Origin of the sequence: Olsenella uli DSM 7084, assembly GCF_000143845.1 — a bacterium.
Lineage (GTDB): Bacteria > Actinomycetota > Coriobacteriia > Coriobacteriales > Atopobiaceae > Olsenella > Olsenella uli.
Map to the genome: position 1 here is coordinate 1,745,023 of NC_014363.1, position 18,798 is coordinate 1,763,820.

Here is an 18,798-nt window from a genome sequence, read left to right on the forward strand (position 1 = left end):
GATGCCCAGGCCGAGCTCGTCACCCCTCGCCGCCCACGCGCACGCCCAGGCCGTCTATGACCTGCCGGAGGGTGAAGTCCGAGGGGTCCACGCCGGCGGCGGAGAACAGGGCCCGCACGTCCATGCCCTCGTAGCACCAGACGTAGCAGGTCCCCCCTTCGCAGGGCACCTCCCGCACCCACGTGGGGGAGGCGCCCCCGACGGTCAGGTCGCGCACGGCCGGGTCGACGGACACGCCGAACGCGACGGGGCGACCCGACGTGAGGCAGGCCGCGAGGGCGTCGGCGACGACCTCGGCCGTGGTGTAGTCGTACAGGGGCTCGAGCGGGCCCGACCTCTCGCCGGGCCTCGCCACGCTCGCGCCCCAGAGGCCAGTGGCGGCGTAGCGCCCGCCCACGCGGGCGTACGTGACCATGCGGACCGCCGGGCACTTGGGCGACCCCGAGGGCTGGACCACGAGCGCCTCGCCCGCGTCGGGGAAGTCCTCGACCACCTCGACGTCCGGGTCGCCCTCCGCGTAGGCGGAGGCCGCCTCGCCTATCGTGTCGCGCCACCCCGCGTCGTCCGGCACGACCGTGGCGTCCCCGAGCGCCGCATCGGACCTCTCCCCCACGGACTGGGGCAGGTCGGCCGGGGAGGACGGGACGAAGGCGCAGGAGTACACGCATCCGCCCACTACCAGGGCGGGGATGGTGACGGCGACGATGGCCGCGATGGCGAGGGCGGCGCGCAGCCGACGCCGCGGGCCCCTCGCGGCCCCCTGCCTCGTTCCGCCGCCCATCTGCATACGTCCCCCCATGGGACCCTCCTCTCAGGTACGGCGCACATGACACAGAGGATGCGTCCTGAGGCCGTCTGGCATTCCAACACAATGGCAGAGCACAGCCTAGCCCGCGCATGCGGCAGCGAAGGCCGGCGCCGACAGAAGCTGCCGTAGGATGTAGACCCAGCCGGCTGCCGCAGGAGCCTCGTCGACCCCCTCGACGCCCACTGCATTGTCGGCAACCGCCGCAATGACCACGACCGTCATGCCAGCCAGAGCGGCCGCGTAGCCGATCTGCGGCCAGCTGAAACCCTCGCCGACACTGGTCCGTGTCCCAATCGTAGTTCCTACGATATTCGGGAGTTTTGAGGAAACCGAGCACTTCACCCCTACGCCGGAGTGGGAAACCTCCCCTCCAAATGAAGACGTAGGTCCATCGCCACTCGTATAGTTAGTGGAACCTGAAATGCCCCATTTCTCTCCCCAACGAAGAGACACCGATGTAGACAGCTTTATCTTCGTTCCAGGTATGGAGATTGACGGCGTGTTCAGGCTAATGCCAGTGGTGGAACCAGAGGCGTCCTGCTGCATCACGATCAGACCGCCACCAGTATGCTGGTAGATTTCCGTACTCCCCTTGACGCCGTTGGCCTCAACGCTCTGCGTGCTCCGGGTCCTATCAACTCCATACACCTGCTTGTCCCAGAACTCCCGCGCGTCGTTTGCCCGGTCGCTGACCCAGCCGCCCACGTCCGGCCAGCCGCCGTCGACGTCCACGAGGTTCACGGGGTCGCCGAAGCAGCACGCCCAGCGGTTGAGGGTGCGGGGCGAGGTCGCGTGGCCCCGCCTCGGGTCGGGCGAGCAGAACCTCCGCGCGGAGGGGTCGTAGTCGCGCAGCCGCGCGTGGAGCAGGCCCGTCGCGGGGTCGGGCGCGTAGCCCGCGTAGCCGAACGCGAGGCCGTCCCAGCTTCCCCGCCCGAAGGGGTCCTCCAGGAGCGTCCTGGCGAGGTCCGACGTGGTCGCCAGCGGCGTGCCGTTGGCGTCGCTCACGAGGCAGGTGCCGCTCGACCACAGGGGCATCGCCCCGTCCGCGAGGGCGGGCCGCAGGTCGCCCCCGCGCCCCCAGGCCAGGGTGTTGCGCGTCTCGCGGAGCGGGTCTACCGCCCAGCGGAGGCTGCCGTCGGGCCCCTCCTGGGAGACGCGGTTGCCGAGCGCGTCGTAGCCGTAGGTGGTGGCGCCGCGCTCGCCCGTGGACGAGACGAGCCTGTCGGCCGCGTCCCAGGAGAGCTCGAGGACGGGCGCGCCCTCGCCGTCGGTCACGCGCGAGAGGCGCGAGCGCGCGTCCCACTCGTAACGCCTGGAGCCCTCCGGGCCCTCGGAGCCCGCCATCCTGCCGGCCGCGTCGTAGGTGTAGGCGGTGGTGCCGCGCGGCGTGCTCGCGCGGAGCACGTTGCCCAGGGCGTCGTATTCCCAGGCGTCCCGCTCCCTGCCGTCCTCCGACACGGAGAGGAGCCTGCCAGCCCCGTCGTACGAGTAGGCGAACTCACTCGTCGCTCCGTCGCGGGTGACCGTGCGCGCAACCCTCCTGCCGAGGCGGTCGTAGGCGTAGCCCTCGGACAGGGCGTCGTGCCCGTCGGCATCCCTCGCCACGAGCGAGGCCAGCCTGCCCCGCCCGTCGTAGGCGTAGGAGACGCTCGTGCCGTCCGAGAACTCCCTGCGCGCGACCCTCCCGGCGTCATCGTAGGCGTAGCGGACGCCCATGTCGCCCTGCGTGATGGCCGAGACCCTGTCGGCCCCGTCGTAGGCATAGGTGACCTTGGGAGCCTCGGAGTGGGCCACCGAGAGCAGCCTCCCCGCCCCATCGTACTCGTAGTCGACGGTCATACCGTCGCCCATGTCGGCGCGGACGGGGCGCCCCAGCCCGTCGAAGCTGACCGCCACCGACGCGCCGCCGTCACGCACCGTGGCGTGCCGCAAGTCGCGGGAGAGCGAGCCCTCCCAGACGGTCCCGTCCGGCCTGGCGACGCGCACGCTCCGGCCGTCCGCGCCCACCTGCGACGTGGTGGTGCCCAGGGCATCCTCGTGCGAGCGCAGGCTCCCGTCCCGAGCCCACCTGAAGGACTCCGTCCCGAGGGGTCCCTCGATGCGGCTCAACCGGCCGCCCTTGGTGTACGTGTAACGCTCCTCGAGGAGGGTGGGCCCTCCCTCTCCCTCCGAGACGGAGACGGCGCTCGCGCGCCCCGCGGCGTCACGCGAGACGGAGGCGCTCACGCCGTCGGCCGCCACGCGCACGATCCTGCCCGCCCAGTCGCACTCGAAGGATGCCCTCTCGCCCACGGCGTTGGTGGTGGAGACGACGTTGCCGCTGGCGTTCCGCCTGGCCTCGAGCAGGAGCCCCTCCCCGTCGAAGGAGGCGGTGACCCTCCCGAGCGCATCGCGCGCCACGCTGACGTCGCCCGCGCGGTTGTCGGAGACGGACCTCACCCTCCCGTCGAAGCCATACTTGATCGACTGGGACGTCCCCAGACAGTCCGAGACCCCGACGACCCTGCCCGCCCCGTCGTAGTCCCACGCGACCCACCCGCCCTTCGCGTCGGTGGCGCGGCGCAGGCGCCCCTCCTCGTCGTACTCGCACGCCAGCGTGCGGCCGTGGGAGTCCTCGGAGAACGTCATGCGCCCCGCCTCGTCGTAGGCGGCGCTCATCCACTGCCCGTCGTCGAGCTCCGCCCTGACGACGCGCCCGGCCTCGTCCCGCTCGACGCTCAGCCGATGCTCCCCCTCGGTCACACGAGCGAGGTCGCCACGGGCGTCATAGGCATAGGTCCGCGGAGCTTCGCCCTCGGCCTGCTCGGACGTGAGCCTGCCCTCCGCGTCCCAGCCATAGCGAACCGTCCCGGATGGCGTAACGACGCGGGTGGGCCTCCCGAGGGGGTCGCGCTCGACCCTCGTCTCCCCCTCGCCGGGCGTCTGGAGCGATATGGGCTCGCGCGAGGCGTTGAGGGCGATGGACGTCCGGGTGCCGTCCGGGTTGGCCACGGAGAAGCCGCTCCCGTCCTTCTCCCAGGTGACCGCGAACGCGTTGCCCTCGCCATCCGTCACGGAGGTGGGGAGCCCGTCCTCATACGCGACCGAGAGGAGGCGCCTGCCGGCGACCGTCACCCCGCTGACCCTGCGGCCGTCCCTCTCGATGTCCACGCCGGCTCCGCTCGGGAGCTCCATCCTGCTCACGTCGCCCGCGGCGTCGTAGCCCCAGCGCGTGCGGGCACCCGCGCCGTCCAGGCGCCCCTCCCAGAGGTTCCGCTCCGTGTAGGCGTAGCGCTCGGAGACGGCACCCCTCCTGACCTCCGTGGTCCTGCCCTGCTCGTCCTGAACGAACGCCTCGCGCCCGGAGCGTGCCGACTCGTGCGTCGTGCTGCCGGTGGTGTACGAGAAGACGTCCTCGCCCTCCCCCGCCATCTGCTGGCGCACGACGCGGCCGTGGGCGTCGTAGGACTGCTTGAGCCTCCACCTGCCCGCCGGGTCAACGACGCCGCACAGGCGACCCTTCCCGTCGTAGGCGTAACCCCAAGTGGCGCCATCCGGTCTGGTGACGGACGCCAGGAGGTCGCCCTCGTAGGCATAGCTCACCTCGCGGCCGATATGGTCGCGGACGAGCACGACGTGCGTACCGGCGCAGGTAATGTCAGCATGCCTGCTACCACCGCCGGTCTCGAGGCGGACGGGACGCCCGGCCCCGTCGCGCCGCACGATGGCGGTGACGCCCAAAAGGTCGCGCACCTCGGCGAGTCTGCCGGTCCCGTCGAAGACCCGGCTCGTGCCGTCCGGGCGCTCGAGGACGTAGGAGTCCTCCTCCCTCGTGATGGTCTCCTCCACCTCGTCGACCGTCTTCCACACGTCGCCGTCACCGGAGGGCGCGAAGGCGCGCCGCCTGCCGTCCGGACGCAGGTGGGTGACGAGGGCACCATCGAACGCCAGGCACTCGTCGAGCGTGCTCGACCAGCCGAGGCCGAAGAGGCCGACCTCGGGGGAGTCCGAGTTGTACATCCTTTCCACCGAGGCGCCCGGCGCCCCACCCAACCTGAGGTCGAGCTCCGGGTAGATGAAGTTGCCCGTAACCATGTTGACGGGGTCGCCGCCGTAGGCGCAGCTGCTGGTGGCGAGGCCGCGCATGGCTGCTGCCGCCCCCGTGGCTCTGGCATAGTTCGCGACGGCCTTGGCCATGGCGTTCTCCCTCATCGCCAGCTCGTTCGGGTCGAGCTTGGACATGCCTGCGGTGATCTTGTCCACGAGGGAGGACACGCCGCTGAGGTAGACGTCCCAGTCCCCCGAGAACGTCTCGAGCTTTCCCTTGGCGTCCTTGACCGCGGCCTCCGCGGCGTCGTCCACGCTGAGGGAGCAGGTCCTGAGCTGAGAGAGGATGCCGCGTATGTCCGCGATCGCTGGCTCCACCCTGCCCAGCGCCTCCCCAAGGGTCGTCACGTCGCCCCTCACGCCGCCGGCGGCACCGTCGTCAAGCACGAGCCTGGCGCCGCCGGAGTCCCCCGAGCCACCCAGGGAGGCGGGGAGCGCCTCGGCCTTGCCGCGCAGCGCCCTGGCGCCCTGCGCGACGTCGTCAAGCAGGTCCCCCACCGAGGAGATGTCGTCGGCCACGCCCTGCTCGACTTGGTTGGCGACGATGTCGATGCGGTGTGTCCACTCATCGGCAGCGGTGCCCTCCCAGGCACCCTTGAGCTCTCCGCTCGCGCTGGTCAGCCTGTCCTTCTGGCTGGCGACCCCCCGGGCGACGCTGTGGTACCTGCTCGCGGCGCTCTCGCACTCGCCTATGGTCAACCTGATGCCCATGCACGCCTCCTCGCACTTCGTGGTGACCGTCTCCTGGGCTAGCCCCTACCCCACCGGTATGAGCCGCCCGCCTCCGTCCGAGCCGAGCGGCTACTCGGACTTCATGGAGCTCGCCGCCTTGTCGTCCGCCTCCCTGTACGTCTCGTTCGACTTTGCGATCGACCCCGACTCCGCCCGGAGAATCCGCGCGGCCGCCCGTGTGAACCGCACGAGCGTGTCCGAGGCGGTCGAGAAGGAACTCCGGCCGTCCCCCTCCCAGGCGCCGAGCAGCGCGCTCGAGGCGTCGCTCAGAGACCCGGCCTGGCCGTCCATGCCATCCGCCAGCGTGCCCAACTTGTGCGAGGCCGCGCTCAGGGCCCCGTGGTCGACCACTATCGTCTTTCCCGCCATATCAAATCCTCCGCTTTCTCGGCTGTTGGAACGCAGGGCGACCGGCTAACCGCCGTTCCCTTCCTGCTTCCTCTGCCTCTCCTCCGCTGCCTTCCTGTCCTGTTCGGCGTGGTAGGCCCTGTCCTCCTCCTGGTACGCCTTGAGCGTGGCCTGCAGGTCCGCCCGCTTGGCGCGGACGTCGGACGCGATCTTGCCCCGTGCGTCGCGCACGCCCTTCGAGTAGATGTCGCTCGAGACGCCCGCCATGGAGACCTCCACGGCCGTGCCGACCGCGCTCGCAAGGCTCCTCGTCGCCTCCTCTACGCCCGAGGCGGCGGTGTCGAGGGCGGCAAGCCTCCCCTCGGCCTGCGCGAGTGTGTTGAGGTCCACATTGACGTTCCCGATGTCAGCGCATCTGCATGCCATGTCGTCCGTCCTTCCCTTGTCGTGCCGCCTACTGGCACCTTGCTGCCCCGCCTTCCCGAGGCACTGCCCCCCGTGCGCATCCCCGCTAGGGGCCCCACTCGCCGTCGGGGGCCACCGCGAACTTTGTCGGCCTCGCCTGGGCGTCGCGCACGTAGAAGCCCCCGCCCTCGCCCAGGCCGTTCCTCAGCTGGGAGGCGGGCGTGGCCACCTGGAGCGCGTAGGCGTTCGCCAGCCCCGGGCCGACCCAGACGACGCCGCTGCGGAACATCAGCCTCTGGCCCCACTGGCTCGACTGCAGGGCGGTGAGGTCGGAGGCGGACGCCGACGCGAGCAGCAGCGTGCCGTCGTGCCCGCCGTCGCACACGATGGCGGCCAGCTGCGCCCCATCCGGGCCCTCGAACGCGTCCCGCGCGCCCGGCGCGAGCACGAGGCGCCTCCCGCCGTCCCCCTCGCACGAGCCGAGCACCACGCCCGCAGGGCCCGAGACCGCCCACCACGGCACGGCGCCCAGGACCCCGGCCGGGTCGAGGACGATGACGTCCCACCCCCGCTCGTGGGCGGCCGTCGCACACGCCAGCATGAACGGGACGCACTGGAACGCCTGGGTGGCGCACACGAGGTGGGCGCGGTCCCCCGCCCCGCCCAGGGAGACCGGCGTGAAGTCGTCGCCCGCGATGCCGACGGGCAGCCCGCCACCACCCTCGCCCCCGGGCAGGAGGCCCGGGGTGAGGACCTCGGGCAGGGAGGGCACGCACCTCGTGGGGGCGCCCCACCTGCCGACCTCCTCCGCGACGCGCGCGGCGATCGCCGCCTGGGCGGGAACCCCCTCGTCGGCCACGTAACAGCACTGGAACATGTAGAGGTCGTCGCCCTGCCTCACGAGGCCGCGCCCGCGCCCCTCGGGGAGCGCCGCCCCGCGCACGCTGCCGAGCACCGCGGGGTAGTCCGCCTCGTCGGCGAGCGCCATCACGAGGGAGAGCCCGACGCTCGCGCGCATGCGGAAGCGCACGTCGCGCAGGGTGTCGGCGAAGAGCGCGAAGTGCATCCCGTAGCGCGGCCCCTCACGCAGGAGCGAGGCGAGCCGCTCCTCTATCGCCGGTACGAGCTCGAGGAGCTCCGCGACCCCGTTGAGCACGACCACGACGGGGCACATCCGCCCCGCGCCGTCGTGGCGCGCGTTGTAGTCGGCCAGCCCCGCGTAGCCCCGGGCGAGCGCGGTGCGCCTGTCCGACATGACCTTGGCCAGGTACTTGAAGAGGTCCGACACCCTCCGCGCGTCGCTGGCCGGCATCGCGTCGGGGACCTGCGGCGCGCCGCCAAAGGCGAGCAGCCCACCGGTGCCGGCGTCCACGACGTAGGCGCAGGCCTCCTCCGGGCTGGCATCAAGCATGTTCCAGACCAGGGAGAGCGCGAGGTCCTCCCTGCCCGACGACGCATGGCCGTACACCGCCACGTTGCCCTCCCTCGAGAGCGGAAGCGTCAGCGGGCGCTTCCCCTGGCGGGCCGGGTCGTCGAGCTCGCCCACGACGGGGTCGAGCTCCCAGGGCGCGTGGCCGGCGCGCGCGTCGGGGTAGCGGGCCCTCAGGGCCGCGACGGTGGGGTGGGCCTCCAGCGGCGGCAGCCACAGCCGCCTCGCCTCGCGGCCGCCCGCCGCGCGGCAGACCTCGGCGAGCACCGCGTCCAGCTCGGTGCCCGCGGCCGGCCCCCGGGCCCCGGGCCTCGCCGAGGCGAGCTGGGCCCCGCAGGCGTCGCAGAGCTCCACGGACAGGTCGCGGGAGGGCGCGGCGCCCCCGCCCGGCGCGCAGGGGGCGCCGGCCCAGGCGGCCTGGCCCAGGACGTAGCGCTCGTCGTAGCCCACCAGCAAAAGGAAGCGGCCCGGCCCCTCGAGCGCCGCCGCGTCCGGGCGGCGTATCACCTCCCTGGAGTCGGCGGCGTCCGCCACCCTCAGGCACACGCGGAAGCGCGAGTTGGCCTGGATCTGGTCGGAGACCACGCCCGTGGGCTTCTGGGTGGCCAGCACCAGGTGGACGCCGAGCGAGCGGCCTATGCGCGCCGCCGACACCAGGCCGTCCATGAACTCGGGCTCCTGGGCCTTGAGCTCGGCGAACTCGTCGGCCACGACGAAGAGGTGCGGCATGGGCTCGGAGAGCTCGCCGGCGGCGAAGTGCCTCTGGTAGGAGGAGACGTCCATCGTGGCGTCTCCGGTCGTGCGCTTGGCCCCGGCGAGCAGGGCCTGCCTGCGCACGAGCTCGGCCCGGAGCGACGCCAGCGAGCGCGCCACCTCCGCCCCGTCGAGGTTGGTGACCGTGCCCGCCAGGTGCGGCAGGCGCAGGCCCTCGCGGGAGAAGGCGTCGGCGAGGCCGCCGCCCTTGTAGTCGATGAGCACGAAGGCGGCCTGCTCCGGCGGGAAGTGCATGGCCGTGGAGAGGATCCAGGTGACGAGCAGCTCGCTCTTGCCCGAGCCCGTGGTGCCCGCGACGAGGCCGTGCGGCCCGTCGAAGGCCTCCTGCGGGTCCAGCACGGCGAGGGCCCCGCGGGAGTCGAGGCCGATGGGCGCCGCGAGGCTGCGCGAGGAGTCGGCCTGGGCCCAGAGCCCCTCCACGTCGAGGTCCGCCACCGAGCCCGCCCGGAACGTCTCGAGGAAGCCGAGCGACGCCGGCAGCTCGAAGGCCGCCTCGTCGCCCCCCAGGTCGAGGCGGGAGAGCCGGGAGGCGAGGCGCGCCATGCCCACGGCGGCCACGGGCGGGTCGGCCTCGAAGGGCTGCTCGCTGCCGGCCACGTCGGCGCGGTCGTAGAGGCGGGAGCCCTCTCCCTCGCCCGAGCCCAGCTCGAGCACGCGCAGGCACTCGCGCGGCAACTCGTCCACCGCATCCGCCATGAAGAGCAGCGAGAAGCCCCGGTTGCCCTGGAGGTCCATGAGGCGCGCCAGCGCGTCCGAGGGGTCCACGAGCTCGCGGTTTGCGCAGAGCACCAGGTAGTAGGTGCCATAGTCGGCAACCTGGCGCTTCGCGGCATCGCCCGAGCGGCTTCCCAGCTCACGTGCGAGGTAGCCCGAGAGCTCGCGCATCGACGCCTCGTCGCTCGCGATGAGGCGCGTGTGGCCGCCGTCGGCGAGCGCATGCGGCAGCGCGAAGAGGAACTCCCATTCCTCTCGCTCGTCCTGCCCCACCACGGCCGCCACCTTCACGTCGTGGAAGCCGTAGAGCGTGGCCACCTGCGCGACGAGCGCGCGCACGAGTCCCCAGCGCCGGCCACGCTCGCCCACCAGGCCCGTCACCCAGGAGGACATGAGATCGAGCGCGATGGGGGCGCCCTCGAGCACCGGCGGGCGCTCCGAGAGGCTGCGGGCCAGGTCCAGGAGGTCGTCCTTGTCCATCGTGAAGCGGCGCTCGGGCCACCTGAAGTCGGCCTCGAGCGGCAGCGTGCCCGTGCCCACGCGCAGCTGCATGAAGTCGGCCTCGAGCGGGCTGCGACTCATGAGCCTGGGGTCGAGTGCCTCCGCCCTGCGCAGGCACTCGGCGGCGCTCACGCGGTTCTCGGCGAGTATGGAGGCCTGCTCGTCACGCTCGCGGCGGAACTCCATCTCGAGCGAGGCGAGGTAGTCGGAGTAGGCGCTGCGGCGGCGCTCCTCGTCGCGGGCCGCCTTCCTGCGCTCGTAGCGGCGCGTGATCTGGGGCCAGATCATCATGCCGCCCATCATGGAGACGCACATGGCGATGGAGGGTGCCGTGCTGAGCGCGTCGGCTCCACCCGCGATGCGCGAGACCGCGTTGGCGCCCATGAATATCGAGCTCATGGCCATCAGGAAGGACGGGCCCATCTTCACGATGGCGGGGGTGTCGTCGGGTTCCTTCGCGCGCGGCGGCTCCTCGACGTTGTAGGCCTTGCGGTGGACCGTGCGCATGAGGCGCGGCGCGGGCCAGAACGGGTGCGCGTCGGGAAGCTGGTCGTCGGGCGTCGCCTCGGGGGCGCGGGCGACGAGCTCGTCGTGGTCGATGGGCACGGCCGCCTCCCCGAGCCGCTCCGCGAGGCCTCTGGGGGCGTTCATGAGCAGGACCCTCTTCCCCGCAAGGATCGTGAGGTCCATGACCTGGACCACGTCGCCCGGCGCGAGGGCCGCGGGGACGTGGGGGGTCAGGGCCTGCCCGTTCACGAAGGTCCCGTTGGCGCTCCCCAGGTCGCACACGGAGAGCGACTCCCCCTCCAGCTTGAGCTCGGCATGGCGGGCCGAGACCCACCGCGTGTCATACGCAAGCTCGCAGGACGCGTCACGCCCTATCACGACCGAGCCGTCGCGCACCAGGGCGAGCTTGCGGTAGTCGGCCAGGCCCACGGTGGCGCTGCGCACGAAGACGCTCGCACCGCCTGCGGCGCGTCCGCCCTCGAGCGTGAAGGCCTGGGTGCCCGTGCCGGTGAGGGCTGCACGCTCCAGCTCCTCGCCCGCCTCGTCGGCCAGGCTCGCCCCTCCCATGGGGCGCAGGAAGACCCCCTCCTCGCCGCACGAGACGCTTGCCACGGCATGGCTGCGCCCCTCTCCCGTGCCATCCGTGAGATGGCGGATGCCACGGGAGAGGGTGCCTACGGTCGTGACGTAGGCGTTTCCGTCGATTACGACGGTGATGAGCAGGCTGGATGTCATGTCGTATCCCCCGGCACGGGGTGCCCGTGCGACCCGTGGGCCGTACGGGCACCATGCAGACGTCCCCCGCTAGCCGCGGAACTGGCTCGCGATGTTGGCGTCGGTCTCCTCCAACGACTGCGCGGTCGCGTCGAGGGAGCTGGCGATCTCGGTGATGAGGTCCTGGGCCGCGACGAAGCTCGGGCGCAGCTCCTGGAACCTGCCGGCGTAGGCGGTGGCGGCGCTGCCCTCCCACTCCTCCTGCAGGGCGGCCAGCAGGCTGTCCATCTTCGAGATGACCTGGCCGACGTTCTCGGCCTCGGTGCGATACTCGCCTGCGCGCATGCGCATCTGGTCGGGGGTGATCCTGATCTGTCCTGCCATGTCTCATCCTTTCTGCCGTGTGCCCGCAGGCACTCCTCCATGGCCCTGCCTATCCATGCGCTCCGCTGTCACGGAGCTTGCATGCGCTCGTGTGGCGCTAGTGGCCGAACGGGTTCCTCGTTCCCTCGCTCATGCGGTGATGGCGCACCGCCGCCGCCAAGGCTATCGTCGCCAGGCCCGCCGTCGCGATGGCGCCACCCACCACGGCGAAGAGCGCTCCGGGGTTGTTCAGCAGGTACTGCCCCCAGTCGGCGGCGACCATCACGTCTCGCACCTCCTGCGTGCGCACGTTGCCCGCCCGGTCCCGCACCGCGATCGTCAGGTCGTGGGGGTGGGCGTCCGCCGGCACCACGAGCGACATCCGCCCGGCCTCTGCCTGCCCGGCATCGTAGCGCACGGGCTCGCCGCCATCCATCGAGACCTGCACGTCCCCCAGCGCCATGTTGTCGGAGGCCCTGGGCAGCGCGTCGCGATCGGGGCCAAAGTAGACGGCACCCTGCGTGACGCCCACGAAGCCGCCGGTGGGGGCGGTCCCGTCGACCGCGAACTCGACGGAGGCCACGCCGCTGCGGTCCGCGTCCTTGCCGTCCATCAGGTTCTGCGAGAGGTTGCCGGCGAGGTCGTGCGAGCTGAGCAGCAGCCGATAGTAGGCGTCGTCAGAGAACTCGGCCGCGGGGATGGTGTAGGTGGTGGCGTCCCAGCCGTCGTCGTCCGACTTCTCGACCCGCACGTCCTCGCCCAGCGCCAGGTCGCGGACCTCGTCGTTCACCACCAGCTCGGCATGGGTCTGCGTGTCGTCGAGACCCGAGACGTTGATCTCGGTCACCGAGACGTCCTGCGGGACGCGCAGGTACGTGCCGCGCAGGGCGGCCGTGGCGTCCGAGTAGACGTAGTTGGAGCCAAAGCGGTTGACCGAGAAGGTCCGCTCCTCCCTCACGCTGTTGCCGGCAAGGTCGGTGGCCTGCGCGGCGAGCGTGTAGACGTCGTCGTAGGCGAGCTTGTGCTCGAAGTCCGCGTACGTGACGCTCTCGCCGGTGTCCGTGCGCTCCCTGCTCATGCCGGGCAGGTAGTCCCGCTCGCCCGCATGGGCCCCCACCAGGCTGACCTTTGACTCGGACAGGCTGTAGTTGGTGTCCCGCATGCTCACGCGCGGTGCGATCGTCCCGGCGTAGGCGGTGCGGTCCGCGACGTCCTCGATGTCTATCGCAGGGCTGGTCATGTCGATGACGAACTCGGGGACCTCGTAGGTCACGGCGGCATTGCCCGCCAGGTCGGTCATGGAGGCCTGGAGCGTGTAGTGCAGCTCTTCGCCAAAGTGCACCGTGCTGGCCTGCGTGTACTGCTCGCCGGTCGGAGACCAGCCCGACGCGCCGGGGGCGCTGGCCGCGGTGCCCGAGGCATCGGCGGCCGACGCCGTCACCGACGCCAGGTCGGGCGAGAAGTTCCTCTCGCAGGCCCTGACGGTCGCCATGCGCGGCCTGTTGTAGTAGAAGCCGTTCCTGGCGTCGTCGTTGTCGAAGCTCACCGTCATGACGGGCGCCACGGTGTCGACCGTGAACGAGGCGCTGACCTCGTTCGACGCGTGGCCCACTACGTCGGTGTAGCGTGCGCTCACGTCCCAGTCGCCGTCCTGGGTGGCATCGATGGCCGCCACCCAGGTCCTGCCGTCGCCCGACGGGTTCTGGAAGTCGCCTGCCGTGAGCACGGACGTGCTCCCGTCGTGGGTGACGGTCGCGACCTGGAGCTGCGAGTCGTTGGCCCTGACGAGGTCGAAGGTGGACTCCGCCAGGGTGAGCGTCCCCGTGCGCCCGGCGTTGTAGTAGCGGCCGTTGCGCACGTCGTCGTTGTCGAAGGAGAGCGCCAGCACCGGCGCCTCGGTGTCCACGACGACCTCGGTGGCCGAGGGGTCGACGTTGGACCTGCCCGCCTGAACCAGCCTGAGGAAGTCCAGCAGGGTGCCGTCGGCGTCGGTGGCCACGTTGCCCGCGAGGTCCGACACCGTCATGCTCGACCGGTCCAGCACCAGGCGGTCGTTGTCATCGGGAAGGTCGACGAGGAGGCGGCCGCTCGCCGAGTCGAAGCGCGCCGCCCTCCCCCCGTCGGGGACGAGCGAGGCACGTGCGCTGTCCGGGTCCACGCCCGAGACGATGTCGCTCGCCGTGCGCGCGATGCGCATGGGCCTGCTGTAGAAGAGGATACCCCAGCGCTCGACCGGGCCACCCGGGTCCTCGATGGTGGCCCCGGGCACCGACAGCTCCAGGTCGCCGAGGATCGGCGGCTGGGAGTCCAGGACGAAGGAGCCCACCGGCGAGACGGCGCTGCCATCGAGCCAGTTGTGCGTGGCGCTGTAGCGGTACACGCCCTGTGGCAGGCTGGTGTCCGGCAGTGAGACGGTCGCGGCCCAGCCCTTCGTGACCGAGCCGTCCGCATTGGTGACGGTCGTTGGCAGGTAGCCGCGCACGTCACGCTGGAAGGTCTGCGTCCCGCCCCTGCAGTCGTCGCAGTCGAGCACGAGCCGGTCGGTCGCCGCGGTCGTGCTGTGCTGGTAGAGGTCCAGGTACGGATCGCCGGTCACCGTCACCGTGGCCACCATGCTGCCGCGGTGGTAGCCATCGCGGACCGCAGGCACGCCGTCCTCGGCGTCGCTCACGCTGACCGTCACCCGGGGATCCATCTGCCACGCGTCCATGCGGACGACGGTGGTGAGGTCCCGCACGCCGTCGACTGCGGTGGGGAGGAACGGCCCCAGGTCATGGGCGGTCCTCACGCCGAAGGGGTCCGTCACGCGCACCGTGGCATGCGAGAGGTCGTACTCCCCGGCTGTGGGCGGCACCACCTCGTAGAGGTCCCGCGAGCTGCCGCGCCTGGCGGACAGGGGCGTCGCGAGGTCCTGCCACGCGTCCCCCTCGGCCTCGCGCCACCGCACGCCCTCGACCGTCACCTCCTGCTCGCCCAGGTTCCACGGCAGAAGGCCGTCCATGGGGTTGGGGACCGTGAGCCTCACCACCGGCGAGTAGCTCACGAAGTCCGCATGCGCGGCCGTGTCGCCGTCGGCGTCATAGCGGGCGACGAAGGAGGGCACCCCGGCGGCGGTGGCGACCTTCACGTCCACGAGGGACGACCCGCCCGTCCCGTAGAAGACGGTCCACGACCTGGACGCGCCGCGGTAGCTGACGTCGATGGCATACTTGCCCGGACCCCTGTCGAGCGTGATGGCCCGCCCGTGCCGACCTCTCGGGAGCGCCGAGAGGGCGTCGGCGGCATAGGTCACGGGCCCGGTGGCCGCACCGCCGGGGTCGGTGTAGGTCAGCGTCACGACGGCAGGCCTTGCCTGCAGGTAGCCCGAGAAGAAGTCGAACAGGCCGGGATCCCGTACCCATGCCGTGATGGTGGGCGCGGACGCGCCCCCACCCGTCGTCACCATGAGGGTGTCGGCGACGCCCGTGACGTCGGTCCATCTCCCGCTGCCCTTCGTGACCCCCAGGCGCGTGTCCGCGCTTTTCGGGAAGTCGTCGCAGAGCAGCGCGTCAAAGCTGGACCCCTCGACGGCGCAGCTGGCGTGCACCCCCGAGCCGAGCGCGTTGCCCGCACGGTCGCTCGCCGTGAAGGCGAGCTCGTCCAGAAGGTAGATGCCGTCGGGCAGCGTGACGACGTACTCGTCGCCCCCCGCCCACTCGATGCCGCTGCCAAGGCTGAGGGTGCCGCCCTGTGGGTTGCCCATGGTCGCGTCGCGGCGCTGGTATGACAGCCGCAGGGTTGCGGGATCCAGGCCGGAGCCGCCAGCGTCGTCGGCGACGCCGACGACGAGCCTGTTGCCGGCGTTCACGAGGTAGTCGACGACCGTGCCGCCCTCCGTCGTCTGGCTCTGGACCTCGGGCGTGACGCCAGCGTCGGGAAGGCGCAGCACGGGCACGCTCGCCTGCGAGAAGGACGTGTCGTAGAGGACGCGGTAGGTGGCCGTGGTGGTGGCGGGGCCCGCGCCGAAGCCGTACACGCCGCTGAGGTCGTGGTGGTAGGCCAACGTGTAGGTGTGGGCCCCCTCGGAGGGCGGCGACGCCACCTCCGTCGTCCACGCGTCACCGCCAGCCGCCGTGAGGGACGCGAGCGGCAGGCTGGTCGATGAGAGCGTCGTGCCGTCGGAGGCGCGCAGCTCCACCGAGAGCGCCAGCGACCCCAGCGCGGCGTGCACGTTGGTGCCGGGCGCGTCCAGCAGCAGCTGGGCCACAGGGTCCGTGACGGCGGCCGTGCCGGAGAGGGAGCTCAGGTAGTTGGTCGCGCCATCCGAGGCGAGCGGGGCGGTCCCGTTGCGCAGCGTCACCGAGCAGCCTAGGCCCTCGTCGACGAACGAGATGCTCGTCAGGGGAACCCGTATGATGCCCAGAGGCGTCATCGTGCTGCTGCCGAGCGTCGAGAGGTCTGTCGAGGAGACCGTCCCGTATGTGGGATCCACCGAGAAGGTGAGGCGCGTCACGTCGAGCAGGGACGAGGCGGAGGCCCTGGGGGCGATGGTCACCTGGTAGCATCCTGCCGCGGCCGACCACGTGGCCGTGTGGGCCTGGAGGCTACCGCCCATCACGGCGCCCACCTGGACGCTGGGTACCGTTGCACCGGTGACGGCAGCGCCGCTGCCGTCCCTGAGCGTGAAGCCGAGGGTGACGCCCGTCTGTGTCCCCACGTACAGCGTGGTGCCGTCACCGCTCAGCAGCTCGTTGGCAACCTCCTCGGAAGAGCCAGGCTCCTGGATGGCGACGTCGGTCACCGCGTAGTCCATGGACCTAGGTGCCCCGGGCGCGGGCGCGGCATCAGGCGCAGCCGCCGGCGTGGGCGCGGCATCATGCGCAGCCGACGGCACGCCCTCGTCCGTAGACGCGGGCGTGGCCACAAGCGCAGGCTCGGCTGTGGATGCGGGCTCGTCTGCGGCAAAGGCAGCCACCGATCCTCCGCACAGGGCCAGCGTCCCCGCCACGAGCGTCGCAAGCAGGAGCGGCCAAGGTGCCTTCCCCCTGCTCCGGTCCTTCCGGTCCTTCTCCCTGCCTTCGATGCGTCCCGTCACCTTCCGTCACCCTCCTTGGGCGTGTCGTCCCCCTCGAGCAGGATGGTCTTTGACTCGTCGGCAGACCATGCCCCTGTGGATTCCGTCCCTGCCTCCATAAGCGTAGTCACGGCCTCGTCCACGGCGTCACGCGCCGGGGTCACCAGGGTGGTCACGGCCTCGTCCATCTCGGCGGTCGTCGCCTCTCCGCGCCCGAGCTGCGGGGTCATCACGCGCAGGTGCAGGCTCCCGCCGCCCTCTCCCTCCGGGGCATCGGTGCCGTCGGCGGTGAGTCGGCGCGCCACGGTCTCACGATGGCGGCGGGTGGCCCAGGTCATGCTCCTCATCTGCGCGATGGCGGCCGCCGCAGTGCGCCCGGTGAGCTCGTTGCGCACGCTCGGGATGTGCAGGGCGAAGAAGAGGATCACCGCCACCAGCACCAAGAGGCCTGCCAGCACGAAGCCTGCCGTCGATGCCACGCCAAGCACGTTCGTCATCCCTCATCCCTCCCCACGTCCACGAAGGAGTCGCTTATGGCCTGGGTGGCCAGAGGGTAGTTTCGCTGGGCACGAGCCTTCTCGGCATCCTCCGCGTCGGAGGACACATCCACCGACGCGGCCAAGCGCCCGGCGTCGTCCGCGAGGCCCTGAAGCTGCCCCTCGGCGATGCCGTCCGCGCGGAATTTGCGGGCATAGGCCCTGAGGGAGTCGAGCACCAGGTTCGACGCGTCGAGCCGCACCACCGCGTTGTCGCTCGAGCCGACCGACCACATCAGGTCCGACAGCTTCTGGAAGTGCGGAGCGTACAGGCCCGCGTCGGTGCCCTCGGTGATGTTGGGCACCACGTCCATCTCGAAGTCGGCTATCTCGGCGTAGGCTGCGGCGAGGCCTCGGTTCTCGAAGTCCGGCACCTCTGCGGCGCTGTGCATCCAGCTCGAGGCGGCACGCATGCGGGAGTAGCTCTGCCCGGCGCCGAAGCTGCCAGGCGCAGCCCCGCCGGACGCGTCTTTCCCTCCGGAGACGTCGTAGTAGTACCAGTAGAGCTTGCCCACGTCGTACGAGAGGCTGCCCCATGTCCGGCTGTCGGCCCTCAGCTCGCTCAGCGCCGGGGTCACCGTCTGCTCGAACTGCAGCTCCTCGTCGGCGGAGAAGACGCCGTCCTGCCGGTACAGGGATAAGAGCCCCTCGTAGGGCCTGATGTCTCCCGGAAGGATCGACGCCGCCCTGACGTAGGCCGCCCTGGAGTCGTCCTGGTCGACGGACTGCCGGGCGACCTGCATCCAGTAGTCGAAGTCCGACGAGAGGGCCACGTTGCGGGCAACCATGCAACCGATGCCGACGGCAAGGCACACGCCCGCCGCGATGACGGTCCCCATGAATGCATGCCACCTGCGCTGCAGCCCCCTGCGATGGAGATCGTCGTCCACCTTGTATCGCTCGAGCGCATAGGCCATCTCGGCCGCGCTCTGGAAACGTTCGGCGGGATTGGGCTCCATGGCCTTGGAGACGAGCGACTCCATGCCCAAGGACAGCTCGGGCCTCAGCTGGCGCAGCGCTGCGTTGCGCTCCGCCTCCGCAGAGGGCCTGTCGCCCGTGAGCAGCGCGTACATCGTGGCACCGAGGCCGTAGACGTCGGTGCGGCGGTCGATGTCTGCACCTCGGCACTGCTCTGGCGACGCATAGCCCCTGGTCCCCAGGTGGCGCCCGTCGCGCTCCGCCTTGTGCGCGGCGTGCTCCTCACGCGCGATGCCGAAGTCTATGAGGCGCATCGTACCGTCCGGACGCAACATCACGTTTGAGGGCTTCATGTCGCAGTAGACGATGGGAGGGGTGCGCTGGTGCAGGTAGTCGAGCACGTCGCAGAGCTGGACGGCCCAATCCGCCACGTCATCCTCGTCCTGTGGCCCCTCCTCCGCGAGCAGGGACTCCAGCGTCCTTCCCTCCACGTAGTCCATGACCACGTAGAGGATGCCACCCTCGTCGACCAGGTCGACGATGCGCGGGATCGCCGCATGGTCGAGCTGCTTGATCAGGTTGGCCTCGGAGACCAGGCTCTCTGCCACCATCTCGCGCGCAGCGGGGTCGTCGGAGAGGCGAATCTCCTTCACGGCCCACTGCTTGCCCAGCGTCTCGTCCATGGCGAGCCACACCGTGGACATCCCGCCGCGCCCGACCACGCTCAGAAGCTGGTACCTGCCGCCAACCACATCCGACTCGTCCGCCATGCTGCCCCCTACCCTGTAAATGCGCCACACGGGTGTCGCAGGGGCCACGCGGATGCAGCGCGTATTCAGGCTTTCGTTCAGGCTCTTTCCAGTGTAGGGTTAACGAGGCCCACATGGAGCGAGAAAAACCACCCTGAAAC

Annotated in this window: 9 protein-coding genes; all 9 read right to left on the reverse strand. The window is 71.2% G+C overall.

All coding sequences use genetic code 11. From position 1 onward, the window contains the following. Positions 1-19: 19 nt before the first annotated feature. Positions 20-799 (reverse strand): hypothetical protein, encoded by a 780-nt coding sequence (locus tag OLSU_RS07630; RefSeq protein ID WP_013252379.1) that lies wholly within the window; start codon positions 797-799, stop codon positions 20-22. Positions 800-886: 87 nt separating this feature from the next. Further along, a complete protein-coding gene (locus tag OLSU_RS07635; protein ID WP_013252380.1) occupies positions 887-5,605 on the reverse strand; it encodes a DUF6531 domain-containing protein in 4,719 nt (1,572 codons plus the stop codon). 90 nt (positions 5,606-5,695) lie between these two features. After that, entirely contained in the window at positions 5,696-5,995 is a 300-nt protein-coding gene (locus OLSU_RS07640; protein ID WP_013252381.1) for a WXG100 family type VII secretion target, read from the reverse strand. Positions 5,996-6,040: 45 nt separating this feature from the next. Beyond that, positions 6,041-6,400: a hypothetical protein gene (locus tag OLSU_RS09670; RefSeq protein ID WP_013252382.1), complete on the reverse strand. Its 360-nt coding sequence runs from the start codon at positions 6,398-6,400 to the stop codon at positions 6,041-6,043. Between the two features lie 85 nt (positions 6,401-6,485). Continuing rightward, complete coding sequence (locus OLSU_RS07650) at positions 6,486-11,039, reverse strand: FtsK/SpoIIIE domain-containing protein (RefSeq protein WP_013252383.1); 4,554 nt, start codon at positions 11,037-11,039, stop codon at positions 6,486-6,488. A 69-nt stretch (positions 11,040-11,108) separates the two neighbouring features. Beyond that, positions 11,109-11,402 (reverse strand): WXG100 family type VII secretion target, encoded by a 294-nt coding sequence (locus tag OLSU_RS07655; protein WP_013252384.1) that lies wholly within the window; start codon positions 11,400-11,402, stop codon positions 11,109-11,111. A 97-nt stretch (positions 11,403-11,499) separates the two neighbouring features. Then, positions 11,500-16,455, reverse strand: coding sequence for a hypothetical protein (locus OLSU_RS07660; protein ID WP_013252385.1), 4,956 nt, complete (start codon positions 16,453-16,455; stop codon positions 11,500-11,502). Beyond that, positions 16,452-16,931, reverse strand: a complete 480-nt coding sequence (locus OLSU_RS07665; RefSeq protein WP_013252386.1) for a hypothetical protein — start codon at positions 16,929-16,931, stop codon at positions 16,452-16,454. Before OLSU_RS07665 ends, OLSU_RS07660 begins: the two co-directional genes overlap by 4 nt. Then, positions 16,928-18,658 (reverse strand): serine/threonine protein kinase, encoded by a 1,731-nt coding sequence (locus OLSU_RS07670; RefSeq protein WP_013252387.1) that lies wholly within the window; start codon positions 18,656-18,658, stop codon positions 16,928-16,930. Before OLSU_RS07670 ends, OLSU_RS07665 begins: the two co-directional genes overlap by 4 nt. Positions 18,659-18,798: the final 140 nt, after the last annotated feature.

Excerpts from the sequence above, each read along its gene's own strand:
- OLSU_RS07630 (WP_013252379.1), bottom strand. The coding sequence starts at position 799 with ATGGGGGGACGTATGCAGATGGGCGGCGGAACGAGGCAGGGGGCCGCG.
- OLSU_RS07635 (WP_013252380.1), bottom strand. The coding sequence starts at position 5,605 with ATGGGCATCAGGTTGACCATAGGCGAGTGCGAGAGCGCCGCGAGCAGG.
- OLSU_RS07640 (WP_013252381.1), bottom strand. The coding sequence starts at position 5,995 with ATGGCGGGAAAGACGATAGTGGTCGACCACGGGGCCCTGAGCGCGGCC.
- OLSU_RS09670 (WP_013252382.1), bottom strand. The coding sequence starts at position 6,400 with ATGGCATGCAGATGCGCTGACATCGGGAACGTCAATGTGGACCTCAAC.
- OLSU_RS07650 (WP_013252383.1), bottom strand. The coding sequence starts at position 11,039 with ATGACATCCAGCCTGCTCATCACCGTCGTAATCGACGGAAACGCCTAC.
- OLSU_RS07655 (WP_013252384.1), bottom strand. The coding sequence starts at position 11,402 with ATGGCAGGACAGATCAGGATCACCCCCGACCAGATGCGCATGCGCGCA.
- OLSU_RS07665 (WP_013252386.1), bottom strand. The coding sequence starts at position 16,931 with ATGACGAACGTGCTTGGCGTGGCATCGACGGCAGGCTTCGTGCTGGCA.
- OLSU_RS07670 (WP_013252387.1), bottom strand. The coding sequence starts at position 18,658 with ATGGCGGACGAGTCGGATGTGGTTGGCGGCAGGTACCAGCTTCTGAGC.